15 protein-coding genes are annotated in these 14,979 nt (G+C 71.9%); 3 read left to right on the top strand and 12 right to left on the bottom strand.

Annotated elements, in window-relative coordinates; genetic code table 11:
- Window positions 1-40 precede the first annotated feature (40 nt).
- Window positions 41-2,569: an ATP-dependent Clp protease ATP-binding subunit gene (locus tag ACFVH0_RS24265; RefSeq protein WP_266492539.1), complete on the bottom strand. Its 2,529-nt coding sequence runs from the start codon at window positions 2,567-2,569 to the stop codon at window positions 41-43.
- 428 nt (window positions 2,570-2,997) lie between these two features.
- Here ACFVH0_RS24265 and ACFVH0_RS24260 point away from each other — a divergent pair, with 428 nt between their 5' ends.
- On the top strand, window positions 2,998-3,603 hold the full coding sequence (locus tag ACFVH0_RS24260) for an SCO3374 family protein (protein WP_385823231.1): 606 nt from the start codon (window positions 2,998-3,000) through the stop codon (window positions 3,601-3,603).
- Here ACFVH0_RS24260 and ACFVH0_RS24255 read toward each other — a convergent pair.
- The 10 genes from ACFVH0_RS24255 to ACFVH0_RS24210 all read right to left on the bottom strand — a co-directional run bounded on the left by ACFVH0_RS24255 (window position 3,582) and on the right by ACFVH0_RS24210 (window position 12,001).
- The gene (locus ACFVH0_RS24255) at window positions 3,582-3,917 is read right to left on the bottom strand and encodes an Lsr2 family protein (protein ID WP_072487060.1); all 336 of its coding nucleotides are present in this window, start codon (window positions 3,915-3,917) and stop codon (window positions 3,582-3,584) included. The genes ACFVH0_RS24260 and ACFVH0_RS24255 overlap by 22 nt on opposite strands.
- A gap of 157 nt (window positions 3,918-4,074) precedes the next feature.
- Window positions 4,075-4,632, bottom strand: a complete 558-nt coding sequence (locus ACFVH0_RS24250; RefSeq protein ID WP_385823229.1) for an amino-acid N-acetyltransferase — start codon at window positions 4,630-4,632, stop codon at window positions 4,075-4,077.
- Window positions 4,633-4,641: 9 nt separating this feature from the next.
- Window positions 4,642-5,118: a BlaI/MecI/CopY family transcriptional regulator gene (locus ACFVH0_RS24245; RefSeq protein WP_385823227.1), complete on the bottom strand. Its 477-nt coding sequence runs from the start codon at window positions 5,116-5,118 to the stop codon at window positions 4,642-4,644.
- A gap of 107 nt (window positions 5,119-5,225) precedes the next feature.
- The gene (locus ACFVH0_RS24240; protein ID WP_124719475.1) at window positions 5,226-5,405 is read right to left on the bottom strand and encodes a hypothetical protein; all 180 of its coding nucleotides are present in this window, start codon (window positions 5,403-5,405) and stop codon (window positions 5,226-5,228) included.
- A gap of 48 nt (window positions 5,406-5,453) precedes the next feature.
- Window positions 5,454-6,032, bottom strand: coding sequence for a hypothetical protein (locus tag ACFVH0_RS24235; RefSeq protein ID WP_385823298.1), 579 nt, complete (start codon window positions 6,030-6,032; stop codon window positions 5,454-5,456).
- A gap of 138 nt (window positions 6,033-6,170) precedes the next feature.
- Complete coding sequence (locus ACFVH0_RS24230; protein ID WP_266731910.1) at window positions 6,171-6,968, bottom strand: type III pantothenate kinase; 798 nt, start codon at window positions 6,966-6,968, stop codon at window positions 6,171-6,173.
- On the bottom strand, window positions 6,968-8,005 hold the full coding sequence (gene nadC, locus ACFVH0_RS24225; RefSeq protein ID WP_385823224.1) for a carboxylating nicotinate-nucleotide diphosphorylase: 1,038 nt from the start codon (window positions 8,003-8,005) through the stop codon (window positions 6,968-6,970). Before nadC ends, ACFVH0_RS24230 begins: the two co-directional genes overlap by 1 nt.
- Window positions 8,006-8,007: 2 nt before the next feature.
- Window positions 8,008-9,750 carry an L-aspartate oxidase gene (locus tag ACFVH0_RS24220; RefSeq protein WP_385823222.1) on the bottom strand — a complete coding sequence of 581 codons (1,743 nt, stop codon included), beginning with the start codon at window positions 9,748-9,750 and terminating at the stop codon, window positions 8,008-8,010.
- Complete coding sequence (gene panC, locus ACFVH0_RS24215; RefSeq protein ID WP_385823296.1) at window positions 9,747-10,688, bottom strand: pantoate--beta-alanine ligase; 942 nt, start codon at window positions 10,686-10,688, stop codon at window positions 9,747-9,749. Before panC ends, ACFVH0_RS24220 begins: the two co-directional genes overlap by 4 nt.
- 356 nt (window positions 10,689-11,044) lie before the next feature.
- Window positions 11,045-12,001 (bottom strand): Rossmann-like and DUF2520 domain-containing protein, encoded by a 957-nt coding sequence (locus ACFVH0_RS24210; protein WP_385823220.1) that lies wholly within the window; start codon window positions 11,999-12,001, stop codon window positions 11,045-11,047.
- Window positions 12,002-12,192: 191 nt separating this feature from the next.
- On the opposite strand from ACFVH0_RS24210, the gene ACFVH0_RS24205 reads away from it, so the two are divergent.
- Window positions 12,193-13,467 carry a threonine aldolase family protein gene (locus ACFVH0_RS24205; protein WP_385823218.1) on the top strand — a complete coding sequence of 425 codons (1,275 nt, stop codon included), beginning with the start codon at window positions 12,193-12,195 and terminating at the stop codon, window positions 13,465-13,467.
- 48 nt (window positions 13,468-13,515) lie between these two features.
- Here the strand turns inward: ACFVH0_RS24205 and ACFVH0_RS24200 are convergent, their stop codons facing one another.
- Window positions 13,516-13,731 carry a hypothetical protein gene (locus ACFVH0_RS24200; protein ID WP_385823216.1) on the bottom strand — a complete coding sequence of 72 codons (216 nt, stop codon included), beginning with the start codon at window positions 13,729-13,731 and terminating at the stop codon, window positions 13,516-13,518.
- Between the two features lie 105 nt (window positions 13,732-13,836).
- Between ACFVH0_RS24200 and ACFVH0_RS24195 the strand changes: the two genes are divergently transcribed.
- Complete coding sequence (locus ACFVH0_RS24195; RefSeq protein WP_385823294.1) at window positions 13,837-14,937, top strand: DUF5937 family protein; 1,101 nt, start codon at window positions 13,837-13,839, stop codon at window positions 14,935-14,937.
- Window positions 14,938-14,979: the final 42 nt, after the last annotated feature.

Raw genomic sequence — 14,979 nt, 5'->3', positions numbered from 1 at the left:
GCAGCCCCTTCAATTACTGCTCAGGCGCTCGGTGGCGTCCTCACACGTCCTTCGACATGTTCGGGCCCGCGCCGCCTGCCGCCTGCTCGATCGGGGGGACGTCGGGCAGTGCCGACTTCTCCTCGCCGCGGAAGGTGAAGGTCTTCTCCTCACCCTCGCCCTCGGTGCCGACGACCACGATGTGACCGGGGCGCAGCTCACCGAAGAGGATCTTCTCGGAGAGGATGTCCTCGATCTCGCGCTGGATCGTCCGGCGCAGCGGCCGGGCGCCCATCACGGGGTCGTAGCCCTTCTTGGCGAGCAGCGTCTTGGCGTCACCGCTGAGCTCGATGCCCATGTCGCGGTCCTTCAGACGCTCGTCCACCTTGGCGATCATCAGGTCGACGATCTGGATGATGTCTTCCTGGCTGAGCTGGTGGAAGACGACCGTGTCGTCGACACGGTTGAGGAACTCGGGCCGGAAGTGCTGCTTGAGCTCCTCGTTGACCTTGTTCTTCATCCGCTCGTAGCCGGTCTTGACGTCGCCCTGGGCGGCGAAGCCCAGGTTGAAGCCCTTCGAGATGTCCCGCGTCCCGAGGTTGGTCGTCATGATGATGACCGTGTTCTTGAAGTCCACGACCCGGCCCTGGGAGTCGGTCAGGCGACCGTCTTCCAGAATCTGGAGCAGGGAATTGAAGATATCGGGGTGGGCCTTCTCGACCTCGTCGAAGAGGACGACGGAGAACGGCTTGCGGCGCACCTTCTCGGTGAGCTGGCCGCCCTCTTCGTAACCCACGTAACCGGGGGGCGAACCGAAGAGGCGGGAAACCGTGTGCTTCTCGCTGAACTCCGACATGTCGAGGGAAATCAGCGCGTCCTCGTCGCCGAAGAGGAATTCGGCGAGCGTCTTGGAGAGCTCCGTCTTACCGACACCGGACGGGCCGGCGAAGATGAACGAGCCACCGGGGCGCTTCGGGTCCTTCAGACCGGCTCGCGTACGGCGGATCGCCTGCGAGAGGGCCTTGATGGCGTCCTTCTGCCCGATGACGCGCTTGTGGAGCTCGTCCTCCATGCGCAGCAGACGGGAGGACTCCTCCTCCGTCAGCTTGAAGACCGGGATGCCGGTCGCGGTGGCCAGGACCTCGGCGATCAGCTCGCCGTCGACCTCGGCCACGACGTCCATGTCGCCGGCCTTCCACTCCTTCTCGCGCTTGGTCTTCGCGGCGAGGAGCTGCTTCTCCTTGTCACGCAGGGACGCGGCCTTCTCGAAGTCCTGCGAGTCGATCGCGGACTCCTTGTCGCGGCGGACGCCGGCGATCTTCTCGTCGAACTCGCGGAGGTCCGGCGGCGCGGTCATCCGGCGGATGCGCATCCGGGAACCGGCCTCGTCGATCAGGTCGATCGCCTTGTCCGGCAGGAAGCGGTCCGAGATGTACCGGTCGGCCAGTGTCGCGGCCTGGACCAGTGCCTCGTCCGTGATGGAGACGCGGTGGTGGGCCTCATAGCGGTCGCGCAGGCCCTTGAGGATCTCGATGGTGTGCGGCAGCGACGGCTCCGCGACCTGAATGGGCTGGAAGCGGCGCTCCAGCGCGGCGTCCTTCTCCAGGTGCTTGCGGTACTCGTCGAGCGTGGTGGCACCGATGGTCTGGAGCTCACCGCGGGCCAGCATCGGCTTGAGGATGCTCGCCGCGTCGATCGCGCCCTCGGCGGCACCCGCACCCACGAGGGTGTGGAGCTCGTCGATGAACAGGATGATGTCGCCGCGGGTACGGATCTCCTTGAGGACCTTCTTCAGGCGCTCCTCGAAGTCACCGCGGTACCGGGAGCCGGCGACCAGCGCGCCGAGGTCGAGGGTGTAGAGGTGCTTGTCCTTGAGGGTCTCGGGCACCTCGCCCTTGACGATGGCCTGCGCCAGTCCTTCGACGACCGCCGTCTTGCCGACGCCGGGCTCGCCGATGAGAACCGGGTTGTTCTTGGTGCGGCGGGACAGCACCTGCATGACCCGCTCGATCTCCTTCTCGCGCCCGATGACCGGGTCGAGCTTGGATTCGCGAGCGGCCTGGGTGAGATTCCGGCCGAACTGGTCGAGCACCAGGGACGTGGAGGGCGTGCCTTCCGCGGGGCCGCCCGCAGTGGCCGCTTCCTTGCTGCCCGAGTACCCGGAGAGCAGCTGGATGACCTGCTGCCGCACCCGGTTCAGGTCGGCGCCCAGCTTCACGAGGACCTGGGCGGCGACGCCCTCGCCCTCGCGGATCAGGCCGAGCAGGATGTGCTCGGTGCCGATGTAGTTGTGGCCGAGCTGAAGGGCCTCGCGGAGCGACAGCTCCAGGACCTTCTTGGCCCGGGGCGTGAAGGGGATGTGCCCGGACGGGGCCTGCTGGCCCTGGCCGATGATCTCCTCCACCTGCTGGCGGACCGCCTCGAGCGAAATCCCGAGGCTCTCCAGGGCCTTAGCGGCGACACCCTCACCCTCGTGGATAAGGCCCAGGAGGATGTGCTCGGTGCCGATGTAGTTGTGGTTGAGCATCCGGGCTTCTTCCTGAGCCAGGACGACAACCCGCCGCGCGCGGTCGGTGAACCTCTCGAACATCGTTAATCGCTCCTCAGAGCGGTCAGGCAGTAAGGGGTCGGTCCCCTCCCTGTCCTTCCGCAGCTTAGTCCCGCAAGCGGGGACCGCTCATTCCAACTGCCGACACCGTCCTTGGCCTCCTGCCCCGAACGCCGACAACTTCTCCAACCCGATGGTGCGAGACGATGTTCCCGCAGGCCAGGCAGATACCCCTTTCGCCAGTACGCCGATGGCGAACGTGAGACGCCCGAACCTGCGTGTCGCCCCTCCCCACTAGGGATGTCTTACCCGCAATTACAGACAGTCCATGCGGCGCACGCCGGTTCCCTCCGCTACGGGCGAACATATTGGCGCTCCCGAATGCGCCCCTACGCCCGCATCCCGGACACAATGCGCACCCGCTCACGGACTCTGCGTAACCCCCGGGGCGTCCGGGCCGTTCTTCCGGCATGGCCATCACCGTCCCGTACCCCACGCCATCGGTCACCGGCGAGCGGGAGAACGGCGACTGTGCCCGCTGGGCGCAGTGGTACGAACGCGAACTCGGTTGGGCGACGGCGGGGACCGCGCCGGTGCGGTTGCTCACCGGGCTGCGGTTCGACGTGCTCCAGGTGCCCGCGGCCGCCGGTCACGCGGCGCTGCGGCGGCTGGACCGCACGGGGCCCGTGGCGCTGTCCGGAGTACGGATGAACCTGCTCGTCGCGGCGGGGAGCGCCGACGAACTGCCCGGGCTGCTCGACTGGCTGGAGTGGGGCGGCGTCGCCCTCTCGCTGACCGCCATCGGCGCGGGCGGCCGGATCACCGCGCCGGTGCCGCCCGGACGGATGGCGGGCCGGCCGGGGACCGCCGTGTGGCTGCGGCCCCCCGGGCTTCGACACGAGGAAGGGTCGGAACTACCGGCCCTCGCCGGCCTCGGGAGCAGGGGTGGGGGTGCTCCCGATCTCGTACGGCTGGTGGACGCGGTGGCGACGGAATGCCACCGGGCCCGGTTGTTGCGTGCCCGAACGGGAGCGTCGACGGTTGGGTCGACAGCTCAGCCGTTGGCCTTCTCGTAAGCTTCGCGGATCTCCGCGGGTACACGGCCCCGGTCATTCACATTGTGGCCGTTCTCGCGCGCCCACTTACGGATCTCGGCGGTGTCCTTGTTGCCACCCGTAACGGCGCGGCCCTTGCCACGGCCGGACGCCGCGCGGCCACCCGTACGCCGGCCACCCTTGGTGTACGGCTCAAGAAGACCACGGAGCTTGTCCGCGTTGCTCGTCGTGAGGTCAATCTCGTACGTCTTGCCATCGAGAGCGAACGTGACCGTCTCGTCCGCCTCGCCGCCGTCGAGGTCATCGACAAGAAGGACCTGAACCTTCTGTGCCACTGGATTCCCTTTCATCGAAAATGCAGTACGCGGAAAGGAAACCGCTTTTCCCCGGAAAACACAAACCCCCGGGAGAGGTTCAGGATCGCGGGAACGCGGGAAACATGCGCGATTCGGACATAGGGTTCCGGCTTCTTGTGGCAGTCGCAGATCGCGGTCACAGATGCAGAAGCATCCGGCTGTTGCCCAAGGTGTTCGGCTTCACTCGTTCGAGACCCAGGAACTCTGCTACACCCTCGTCATAGGAACGCAGCAGCTCGCTGTAGACATCTCCGTCGACCGGTGTCTCTCCGATCTCCACGAAGCCGTGCTTCGCGAAGAAGTCGACTTCGAAGGTGAGACAGAAAACCCGTCGCACGCCCAGCCAGCGGGCGGTCTGCAACAACTTGTCCAGCACTTGATGGCCGACTCCGGCGCCCCTGATGCTGTGGTCGACGGCGAGAGTACGCACTTCGGCGAGGTCTTCCCACATCACGTGCAGTGCGCCGCAGCCGACGACCCGGGCGTCCTCGTCGCGTTCCGCGACCCAGAACTCCTGGATGTCCTCGTAAAGCGTCACGGTCGCTTTGTCGAGCAGGATGCCTTCACGTACGTACCCGTCGAGGAGACGGCGGACCGATGCCACATCGCTGGTCCTGGCCCGCCGGACTGTGATGGCCGTGTTTATGGCCGACGGTTCTGTACGGGAATCGGCTTGCGGAAGCTCTGAGGACATACCCCGACGCTATCGCCCGGCCTCCGGGACCGCCCCATCGGCCGGATCTTCGGCCGCTTCATCACTCGCGGCGCCGGCCGGTTCATCGGCGGGTTCGCCGGACTGCGGCTCGGCGGATCCGGAGAGGTCGGGCTGAACGATCCGCATGGCGTCCCGGAGGGCTTCGCGCTGCTCGGCGGACATCATGCCGAAGAAGGCGACAAGAGCGGCCGCGGGGTTGTCACTGCGCGACCATGCTTCGTTCATCAGTGCGGCCGAGTAGGCGGCGCGGGTGGAGACCGCCGTATATCTATATGCGCGGCCGTCGACTTCCCTGCGCACCCAGCCCTTCTGATGGAGATTGTCCATTACCGTCATGACGGTGGTGTAGGCGATGGAGCGTTCCTGCTGAAGGTCCTCAAGGACTTCCCGCACGGTGACCGGGCGGTTCCATTGCCAGACCCGTGTCATCACGGCGTCTTCCAGATCTCCCAATTGGCGGGGCACAATGTCACTTTAGTGCCACATGCGCGCAATGACCGGTTTATTGATCCGGCAGAAGGGCGCACGACTCCCGGGGAGCCGTGCGCCCTTCGTGTGCTGCGGGGTGCCGGTCAGGCGCCGTCGGCGCGCGGGGCCTGCTGGACCGACTCGGCGCGGCCGATCGCCAGGTCCACGGCCGCGTCCTCCTTGGCCTTGTTGGGACCGCCCTGGCTCTTGACGATCGTCACGACGAGGCCGATGAAGAAGACGGCCATCACCACGGGGGGAACAAGCGCGGATACGTAGTCCATGCCGTCCAGAGTAGCGAGGCCGGTACGGGCTTCCGCGCCGCCCCTCCGCTACCCCGCGGCACGCTGCTGCGGCGGCGGGACCGGGCGGCGGCGGGGCGGGAAGACCTCGGAGGGCTTCGGCGCGGGGCGCCCGGACGGCCGGGTGGGCCGGGCAGGTTCCGCCGGGGGCTTGGGCCGTTCGGGTTCGGCGGCGGCCCGGCCGCCGGGCAGGGCGAGCAGCCTGCTGCGCGGCGCGGGGGCCTTCGCCGACACGGCGCGGCCGGCGAGGCGGGCCCGTACCGACCGCTCGGCGAGCACCTGGCAGCGCTCCAGGAGCGCCGCGGCCACCGGCCTGTGGCGCAGCGCGCGCAGTGCGGCGAGGTCGTCGGGGCCGGGGTCGTATCCGCCCGCCAGGGCGTCCTGGAGCAGTTCCAGGTAGCCGCTGACGGAGCCGGGGAGGGCGTTGCGGTAGCGGACGAGGTCGGCGAGGAGGAACGTGCGCAGCCGTCCCGCCTCGCCGACCGCCTCGTCCACGGCGCCGGCCAGCCGCAGGCAGTCCTGGACGTCCTCGTCCGGCAGGGGCATGGGATGGAGGGCGATGGCGAGGGCGCGTCGGAGCACACGCAGCTCGTCCGCGCTGAACGCCATGCCGCCGCGTGATCCGTAAGGCGTGGGCATGACGCGACAATACGTGCTAAATGGACAAAATCGGCTTAACTGGCTGTCGGCGGCGCGGCGGCGGGCCCCGCCGCCGCGAGCCGTTCCCGCAGGTACGGCCGCTGTCCGCTACATCCGGGACACGTTCCGCTCGTACACCAGGCGCAGGCCGATCAGGGTGAGCCAGGGCTCGTGCTCGTCGATGACGGAGGACTCGCCCAACACCATCGGCGCAAGGCCGCCCGTCGCGATGACGGTGACGTCCTCCGGGTCGGCCGCCAGCTCCTTCTTCATCCGGGCGACGACGCCGTCGACCTGCCCGGCGAAGCCGTAGATGATGCCCGACTGCATCGCCTCGACCGTGTTCTTGCCGATCACGCTGCGCGGCCGGGCCAGCTCGATCTTGCGGAGCTGGGCGCCCTTGACGCCGAGCGCCTCGACCGAGATCTCGATGCCGGGGGCGATGACACCCCCGGTGTACTCGCCCCGGGCGGAGACCGCGTCGAAGGTGGTGGCCGTGCCGAAGTCGACGACGATCGCCGGACCGCCGTACAGGTCGACGGCGGCGACCGCGTTGATGATGCGGTCCGCGCCGACCTCCTTCGGGTTGTCCATCAGGATCGGCACCCCGGTCTTGATGCCCGGTTCGACGAGGACGGCGGGGACGTCGCCGTAGTAGCGGCGGGTCACCTCGCGCAGCTCGTGCAGGACGGCCGGGACCGTGGAGCAGATCGCAATGCCCTCGATGCCGTCGCCCAGCTCCATGCCGAGCAGCGGGTGCATGCCCATCAGGCCCTGGAGCAGCACGGCCAGCTCGTCGGCGGTGCGGCGGGCGTCGGTGGAGATCCGCCAGTGCTCGACGATCTCCTCGCCGTCGAACAGGCCGAGGACGGTGTGGGTGTTGCCGACGTCGATGGTGAGCAGCATCAGGCGCCGGCCCCGTCGGTGTCGCGGAAGTCCAGGCCGATGTCGAGGATCGGCGAGGAGTGGGTGAGCGCGCCGACGGCCAGGTAGTCGACGCCCGCCTCGGCGTAGGCGCGGGCGGTGTCGAGGGCGAGCCGGCCGGAGGACTCCAGGACCGCGCGGCCGCCGACCAGGGCGACCGCCTCGGCCGTCTGGATCGGGGTGAAGTTGTCCAGCAGGATCAGGTCGGCGCCCGCGTCGAGCACCTCGCGGACCTGCTGGAGGGTGTCGACCTCGACCTCGATCGGTACGTCCGGGAACTCGTCCCGTACCCGCTTGAATGCCTCGGCGACGCCGCCCGCGGCGATGACGTGGTTGTCCTTGACCAGCGCCGCGTCCGACAGCGACATCCGGTGGTTGACGCCGCCGCCGCAGCGCACCGCGTACTTCTCCATGGCGCGCAGGCCCGGGGTGGTCTTGCGGGTGTCGCGGACCTTGGCCTTGGTGCCTTCGAGCACATCGGCCCAGGCACGGGTGGCGGTCGCGATACCGGAGAGCCGGCAAAGCAGGTTGAGCGCGCTGCGCTCGCCGGTGAGCAGATCGCGGGTGCGGGTGGTGACGGTCAGCAGCTTCTGGCCGGGGGCGACCCGGTCGCCGTCCTCGACGTGCCGCTCGACCGCGAACTCCTCCGTGCAGACGATCGACAGGACGGCCTCGGCGATGCGCAGGCCGGCCACGACACCCGCCTCACGGGCGGTGAAGTCACCGGTGGCCACGGCGTCCTCGGCGACGGTCGCGACGGTGGTGACGTCCACCCCGCCGTCGAGGTCCTCCTCGATGGCCACGTGCGCGACGTCCTCGACCTGGACCGGGTCCAGGCCCGCGTCGGCGAGGAGCTGGGCGAGGGCCGGGTCGAGGCCGCACTCCAGCGGGTCGAGCTCGTAGTCCCCGCCGCAGCCGCAGCCGTCCCCGCAACCGCCCTCGGACGGTGCGGGCGCCCCGATCCGGACCAGCGGTACGTCCACGGGTGTGGGGCGCGGATTCTCTTCGGGCGTGCTCACGGTTACGGCTCCTCGGTGACGTCGGCGGGGTGGGTGGGGGGTGCTGCTGCGCAGTCTGGTGCCTGCGCGGGGCGTACGGGCCCGAATGCCTCGGTCTCCGTCCGACGGAGGACGGGCAGGCGCTCGGGGGTGAGCCGGACGACGAGGTGGCGGCGCCAGTTCTCGTCGTCGCGCTCGGGCCGGTCCTCGCGCCAGTGGCAGCCGCGGGTCTCCTCGCGCTGCCGGGCGGCGGCGACCAGGACGCGCGAGACGAGCAGCAGGTTGGTGACCTCCCACGCCTCGACGCCGGGCACCGCGACCTTGGGCTCGTCCGCCGCCACGGCCAGCGCGGCGCTGTTGTGCAGGGCCTCCAGCTCGTCGGCCGCGGTGGCCAGGCTCTTGGCGGAGCGCAGCACTCCGGCGCCCCTGGTCATGATCCGCTGGATCGTGGACCGGGCCTCCGGGGCGATCAGCGGGGACGGCGGGCGGTGGTCGCCGGCTTCGGCGGGGCCCGCGCCGGGCCTCTCCTCGACGATGTCCGCCGCGATGCGCTCGGCGAAGACGAGGCCCTCCAGGAGGGAGTTGGACGCCAGCCGGTTCGCACCGTGCACGCCGGTGCAGGCGACCTCGCCGCAGGCGTACAGGCCGGGCACCGTGGTGCGTCCGCGCAGGTCGGTGCGGATGCCGCCGGAGGCGTAGTGCGCGGCGGGGGCGACCGGGATCGGTTCGGTGATCGGGTCGATGCCGTGGGCCCGGCAGGCCGCCAGGATCGTGGGGAAGCGCTGCTCCCACATCTCGGCGCCGAAGTGGCGGGCGTCGAGGTACATGTGCTCGGTGCCGTGCAGTGCCATCTGCCGGGTGATGGCCTTGGCGACGATGTCGCGCGGGGCCAGCTCGGCCAGTTCGTGCTGCCCCACCATGAAGCGCGTACCGGACGCGTCGACGAGATGGGCGCCCTCACCCCGTACCGCCTCCGACACCAGCGGCTGCTGGCCCTCGGAGCCGGCGCCGAGGAAGAGGACCGTCGGGTGGAACTGGACGAATTCCAGGTCGGAGACCTCGGCTCCGGCGCGCAGCCCCAGCGCCACGCCGTCGCCGGTGGAGACCGCCGGGTTGGTGGTGGCGGAGAAGACCTGGCCCATGCCGCCGGTGGCCAGGACCACCGCGGGGGCACGGACCGCGCCGACGCCGTCGTGCTGGCCCTCGCCCATGACGTGCAGGGTGACGCCCGCGGTACGCCCTTCGGCGTCGGTGAGGAGGTCCAGGACGAGCGCGTTCTCCACGGTGTGCAGGGCGGCCTCGCGGACCGCCTCGACCAGGGCGCGGGAGATCTCGGCGCCCGTGGCGTCGCCGCCCGCGTGGGCGATGCGGCGGCGGTGGTGGCCGCCCTCACGGGTCAGCGCGATGTCACCGCTGTCCGTGGTGTCGAAGTGGGCGCCGGTCCCGATCAGCCGGCGTACGGCGTCGGGGCCCTCGGTCACCAGGGTGCGGACCGCCGCCTCGTCGCACAGGCCGGCGCCCGCGACCAGGGTGTCGTCCAGGTGCTGCTCGGGGGTGTCGCCCTCGCCGAGGGCGGCCGCGATGCCGCCCTGCGCCCAGCGGGTGGAGCCGTCGTCGAGCCGGGCCTTGGTGACGACGACGGTGGCGAGGCCCGCGGCCGCGCAGCGCAGTGCGGTGGTGAGACCGGCCACGCCGGAACCGACCACCACGACGTCGGCGTCGATGGACCAGCCGGGGGCGGGGGCGGTCAGCCGTATTCCGGTCACGTGGTGGCTCCGAAGGTCAGCGGGATGTTGTCGATGAGGCGGGTCTTGCCGACCCTCGCGGCGACGGCGAGGATCGCCTCGCCGGTGGTGCGGTCGTCGGGGATCTCGGTGAAGTCGGCCGGGTCCACCAGCGCCAGGTAGTCCAGGACGAGCGGGGGCTGTGCGGCCGCCGCGTCGTCGAGAATCAGCAGCGCGGCGGCCCGTACCGCCGAGGGCCCGTCGACCGGGCGGGCCAGGGCCACGGCCTGGGTGTCGGCGGCGGCGCGGGCCTCGCCGAGCGCGGTGAGCGCGGCGGCCCGGCCGGTGGTGGCCGAGGTGGTCTGCGCCCGGGCGTGCAGCGCCTGCTGGGCGGCGAGCCGGTCGCGGGCGGCGAACAGGGCCTTGGACAGGGCGAGGGCGGTGTGCCGCTCCTCGGCGTCCAGGAAGCGGTTGCGGCTGGAGAGCGCGAGGCCGTCCGGCTCGCGGACCGTCTCCACTCCGGTGATCTCCACCGGGAAGTTCAGATCGCGCACCATGCGGCGGATCAGCGCCAGCTGCTGGGCGTCCTTCTGCCCGAAGAACGCGACATCGGGGCGGGTCAGGTGGAGGAGCTTGGCCACGACGGTGAGCATGCCGTCGAAGTGTCCGGGGCGCGAGGCCCCTTCGAGCCGCTCGCCCATGGGGCCCGCGGAGATCCGGACCTGCGGTTCGCCGCCGGGGTATACCTCGTCGACGGACGGCGCGAAGACCGCGTCCGCCCCGGCGGCGGCGGCCACGGCGAGGTCGGCGTCGAGCGTGCGGGGGTAGCGGTCCAGGTCGGCGGCCTCGCCGAACTGGAGCGGGTTGACGAAGACGGTGACGACCACCTGGCCGTCGGGGCCCGCCGCCGCGCGGGCGGCGCGGATCAGGGTGGCGTGGCCCTCGTGCAGGGCGCCCATGGTCATGACGACGGCCCGCATCCCCTTGCGCGGGGCCCGGGCGCCGAGCTCGGCGGCGGTACGGAGCAGGGCGGCCGCGGAGGGCGTCGGCGGCGCGGCGGGGCGGGAGACGTCGGTCGTGCCGGGCGTGCCGGGACGAGGGGTGCCGGTCGTGCCGGAGCGGGAGGCGCCGGTCGTGCCGGGCGTGCCGGGCGTGCCGGGCGTGCCGGGACGAGGGGTACCGGTCGTGCCGGAGCGGGAGGCGCCGGTCGTGCCGGGACGGGAGGTGCCGGGCGTGCCGGGACGGGAGGCGTCAGGCGTGCCGGGACGAGGGGTGCCGGTCGTGCCGGGGCGGGAGGCGTCGGGCGTGCCGGGAGGAGGGGTGCCGGGCGTGTCGGTCATCGGGGCTCCTGTGATCCGGTGCCGTCCGTGGTGCCGGGGCCGGTGCCGTCGGCCAGCACTCCGAGCAGGTCCTCGGCCAGCTCCGGCTTGAGCATGCCGTGGGCGAGCGCGCGGTCGGCGGTGGCACGGGCCATCGCGACGTATCCGGCCACGGCCTGCGGGGCGTGCCGGCGCAACTCGCCGATGTGCGCGGCGACCGTGCCCGCGTCGCCGCGGGCCACCGGGCCGGTCAGCGCCGCGTCGCCGGAGCGCAGGGCGTTGTCGAGGGCGGCGCCGAGGAGGGGGCCGAGCATCCGGTCGGGGGCGGTGACCCCGGCCGTACGCAGCAGCTCCATCGACTGGGCGACCAGGGTGACCAGGTGGTTCGCGCCGAGCGCGAGCGCCGCGTGGTAGAGCGGACGGGACTCCTCCGCGATCCACTCGGGCTCGCCGCCCATCTCGATGACCAGGGCCTCCGCGGCCAGCCGCAGCTCCTCGGGGGCGGTCACGCCGAAGGAGCAGCCGGCCAGCCGCTGGACGTCGACGGAGGTGCCGGTGAACGTCATCGCCGGGTGCAGCGCGAGCGGCAGTGCGCCGGCCCGCAGCGCCGGGTCCAGGACCCGCGTCCCGTACCGCCCCGAGGTGTGGACGATCAGCTGTCCCGGCCGCACCGCACCGGTCTCGGCGAGGCCCTCCACCAGGCTGGGCAGGGCGTCGTCGGGGACGGTCAGCAGCACCAGCTCGGCGCGCGCGAGGACCTCGGCCGGCGGCACCAGCGGTACGTCGGGCAGCAGTGCGGCGGCCCGGCGCACGGACGCGTCGGAGACGCCGGAGACCGCGACCGGCCGGTGACCGGCGAGCTGGAGCGACGCGGCGAGAGCGGGGCCGACACGGCCCGCGCCCACGACGCCGACCGTGAGGCGGGCGGGGCGGTCCCTCGCTTCGAGGGGGTCATTGGGGGCTGTTGCATTCACGCGGCGGTGGCCTTCCGTTCCAGTCCGCAGGGGGTACCGGACGATTTCTCTGCATGCTACGCCAGCGTTTCGTCCGGGCTCCCGACTGTCCACAGCCTGTGGGAAAAGTCCGGGCGCAAGGCGCGTCCCTCGTCCCGGGGCACCCGGAAAACCGTGCGGGACCTGGACGTGCGCTGCGTGATGATCGTCCCATGACAGACACAGCAGACCTGGACGGGCAGCCTCAGCCGGAAGCAGCGGAGGAACCGCAGGAGGAATCCGGAAAGGCATCCGGAGAGGAACCGGCGGAGCGATCCCGGGAGGACGCCGCCGAGCGGTCCGGGGAGGACGCCGGGGAAGACGCGCAGCGGCAGCGCCGGATCAGCGCCTGGCGCGCGGCCGACCGGGTTCTGACCCGGGCGCCCATGAACCTCCCGCTCGGTGAGCGGCTGGCCGCGCTGGCGGCCGGGGCCGGGGCGGTCACCGATCTGGACCGCCCCGCGGACATCTACGGCGACGGCGTCGTGGCCGAGCTGGAGGAGCGGATCGCGGGCCTGCTGGGCACGGAGGCCGCCGCGTTCTTCCCGACCGGGACGATGGCGCAGCAGGTCGCGCTGCGGTGCTGGGCCGGGCGGACCGGCAACCCCACGGTGGCGCTGCACCCCCTCGCCCACCCCGAGGTCCACGAGCGCGGCGCGCTGGGTGCGGTGAGCGGGTTGCGCACCGTCCACCCGACGTCCGCGCCACGGCTGCCCACGGCCCAGGAGATCCGCGACTTCGAGGAGCCGTTCGGCACGCTGATGCTGGAACTGCCGTTGCGCGACGCCGGTTTCGTCCTGCCCACCTGGGAGGAGCTGGAGGATGTGGTGGCGGCCGCCCGGGAACGCGATGCGGTGGTGCACATCGACGGCGCGCGGCTGTGGGAGTGCGCCCCCCACTTCGGGCGGGAGCTGCCGGAGATCGCGGCGCTCGCGGACAGCGTGTACGTGTCGTTCTACAAGACCCTCGGCGGGATCTCCGGGGCCGCGCTGGCCGGTCCCGCGTCGCTGATCGAGGAGGCCCGCACCTGGCGCCACCGGTACGGCGGGCAGCTCTTCCAGCAGTTCCCGGCGGCGCTCGCGGCCCTGATCGGCCTCGATCAGGAGCTGCCGCGGCTGCCTTCGTACGTGGCGCAGGCGAAGGTGGTGGCCGGGGCACTGGCCGAGGGCTTCTCGGCGGCCGGCGCCCCGTGGTTCCGGGTGCATCCGGAGCCGCCGCACACGCACCAGTTCCAGGTGTGGCTGCCGTACGGGGCGGACGTCCTCACGGAGGCGGCGGTGCGGCAGGCGGAGGAGACGGGCATCGCCCTCTTCCACAAGTGGTACCCCGCGAGCGCCGGGCCGCCCGGGATGTCGTTCACCGAGGTGACGGTGGGGCGTGAGGGGCTGAAGTGGACCGCCGCCGACGTACGGGACGCGGTGCGCGAGTTCATGGAGCGGCTGGCCTGAGCACCGCCCCCGGCCGGAGCCCGTCGGGCCGTCCGGCCGGTGCCGTCCTCAGACGCCGGACGGGCGGTACTTCCCGAGCAGGGACCGGAGCGCCGCCCACCGGCGGCCGCGCGCCGGGCGGCCCGCGATCACCGCGTCGAAGCGGCGCCGGTCGCGGGCCTCGCGCACCACGCCCCAGTCGTGCCGGCCCGGCAGTGGCGGCGGCAGCTCGCCCCGCTGGGCCGCGCGATAGCTGTCGATCATGTGCTGCTGAATGGCGTCCATGGCCTCAGCGTGGGACGGCCCCGGCCCGCCCCGCCCGCCGATTGACGAGCCCCGTCAAATGGCGCCGGGCCTTCCGCGGGCACCCCGCACTATGGAGGGGTGAGCGTGCACATCGACATCGCCGGGCTGACTCCCGACCGCATCGTCTTCGAGACCTCCCCCCTCGCCGAGCTGGGGCTCGCCCTGCATGCCCTCTCCGAGCCGGGGCACCACCCGGGCCTGCACGGCTGGGCGACGGCGACCTCCAGCGCACTGGAGCCGGACCTCGCCGACCGGCTGCACGAGGCCGATTTCCTGTGGCGCCACACGTTCTCGGACGTCTTCATGCCGTTCGCCGGGGTCCGCGGCGGCAACGGCAGGACGGGCGCCAACCTCGCCGAGGACCTCGACATCCTCGACCGGCTCGACGACGAGCGATTCGTCGCCGCCGCCCTGGAGTTCACCTGCACCAGCCTGTACGGGCTCGGCGCGCCCTCCCCGCTCACCGATCCGACCATGCGCGCCCGCACCCTGGAGATGGCGGCGGCGCGCGGCCCCCGGCAGGTGGAGTTCGCCCAGCAGCTGCTGGCCGACCCGGCCCCGGTACGGGCCTGGGTGCGGCGTCTGTTCGAGGACTGCGACCGGGCGTTCTTCGCGGACACCTGGTGCCGGGTGCAGGTCCAGCTGGCCGCCGACGCCCGGCACAAGAACGACCTGCTGCGGCGCAAGGGGCTCGGCGAGGCGATGGCCGCGGTGTCCACGGCGCTGACCGTCGACGAGGCCGGGACCAGGATCAGCGCCGACAAGCTCAGCGAGGGCCGGACCAGCGCCGTCGGCCCCGGGCTCACCCTGATCCCGTCCACCTTCGGCTGGCCGCACCTCAACCTGCTGCACGCGCCGGGCTGGCGCCCGGTGATCCACTACCCGGTGCACCAGCCCGAGCTGCCCTCCCCCGCCTCCGTGGAACTGCTCCAGCTGCGCATGGAGGCGCTGGCCCACCCGATGCGGATGCGGCTCTGCCGCCACCTCGCCCGCTCCCCGCACACCACCGGCCAGCTCGCCGACACGCACGGCATCACGGCGCCCGAGGTCTCCCGGCATCTCGCGGTGCTGAAGAAGGCGGGCCTGGTCACCACCCGGCGGCGCGGCCGGTACGTACTGCACCAGCTGGACCTGACCTCGGTGGCACGGCTCGGCAGCGACTTCCTGGAAGGCATCCTGCGCTGAACCGCCGGGCCGCCCCGGCCAGACGGAGCCGCCGCCGGGCCA

The organism is Streptomyces sp. NPDC127117 (genome assembly GCF_042677325.1).
In the GTDB taxonomy this organism is placed as follows: domain Bacteria; phylum Actinomycetota; class Actinomycetes; order Streptomycetales; family Streptomycetaceae; genus Streptomyces.
The sequence above is the reverse complement of the archived record's forward strand: the minus strand, read 5'-3'. Positions and strand labels throughout refer to the sequence as shown.

What these genes read in the sequence shown, in the direction of transcription:
- ACFVH0_RS24265 (WP_266492539.1), bottom strand. Translation starts at nt 2,569, where the DNA reads ATGTTCGAGAGGTTCACCGACCGCGCGCGGCGGGTTGTCGTCCTGGCT.
- ACFVH0_RS24200 (WP_385823216.1), bottom strand. Translation starts at nt 13,731, where the DNA reads ATGGACGCCATTCAGCAGCACATGATCGACAGCTATCGCGCGGCCCAG.
- ACFVH0_RS24230 (WP_266731910.1), bottom strand. Translation starts at nt 6,968, where the DNA reads ATGCTGCTCACCATCGACGTCGGCAACACCCACACCGTCCTCGGCCTG.
- ACFVH0_RS24205 (WP_385823218.1), top strand. Translation starts at nt 12,193, where the DNA reads ATGACAGACACAGCAGACCTGGACGGGCAGCCTCAGCCGGAAGCAGCG.
- ACFVH0_RS24240 (WP_124719475.1), bottom strand. Translation starts at nt 5,405, where the DNA reads ATGGACTACGTATCCGCGCTTGTTCCCCCCGTGGTGATGGCCGTCTTC.
- panC (WP_385823296.1), bottom strand. Translation starts at nt 10,688, where the DNA reads ATGCGGGCCGTCGTCATGACCATGGGCGCCCTGCACGAGGGCCACGCC.
- ACFVH0_RS24235 (WP_385823298.1), bottom strand. Translation starts at nt 6,032, where the DNA reads ATGGCGTTCAGCGCGGACGAGCTGCGTGTGCTCCGACGCGCCCTCGCC.
- ACFVH0_RS24250 (WP_385823229.1), bottom strand. Translation starts at nt 4,632, where the DNA reads ATGTCCTCAGAGCTTCCGCAAGCCGATTCCCGTACAGAACCGTCGGCC.
- ACFVH0_RS24260 (WP_385823231.1), top strand. Translation starts at nt 2,998, where the DNA reads ATGGCCATCACCGTCCCGTACCCCACGCCATCGGTCACCGGCGAGCGG.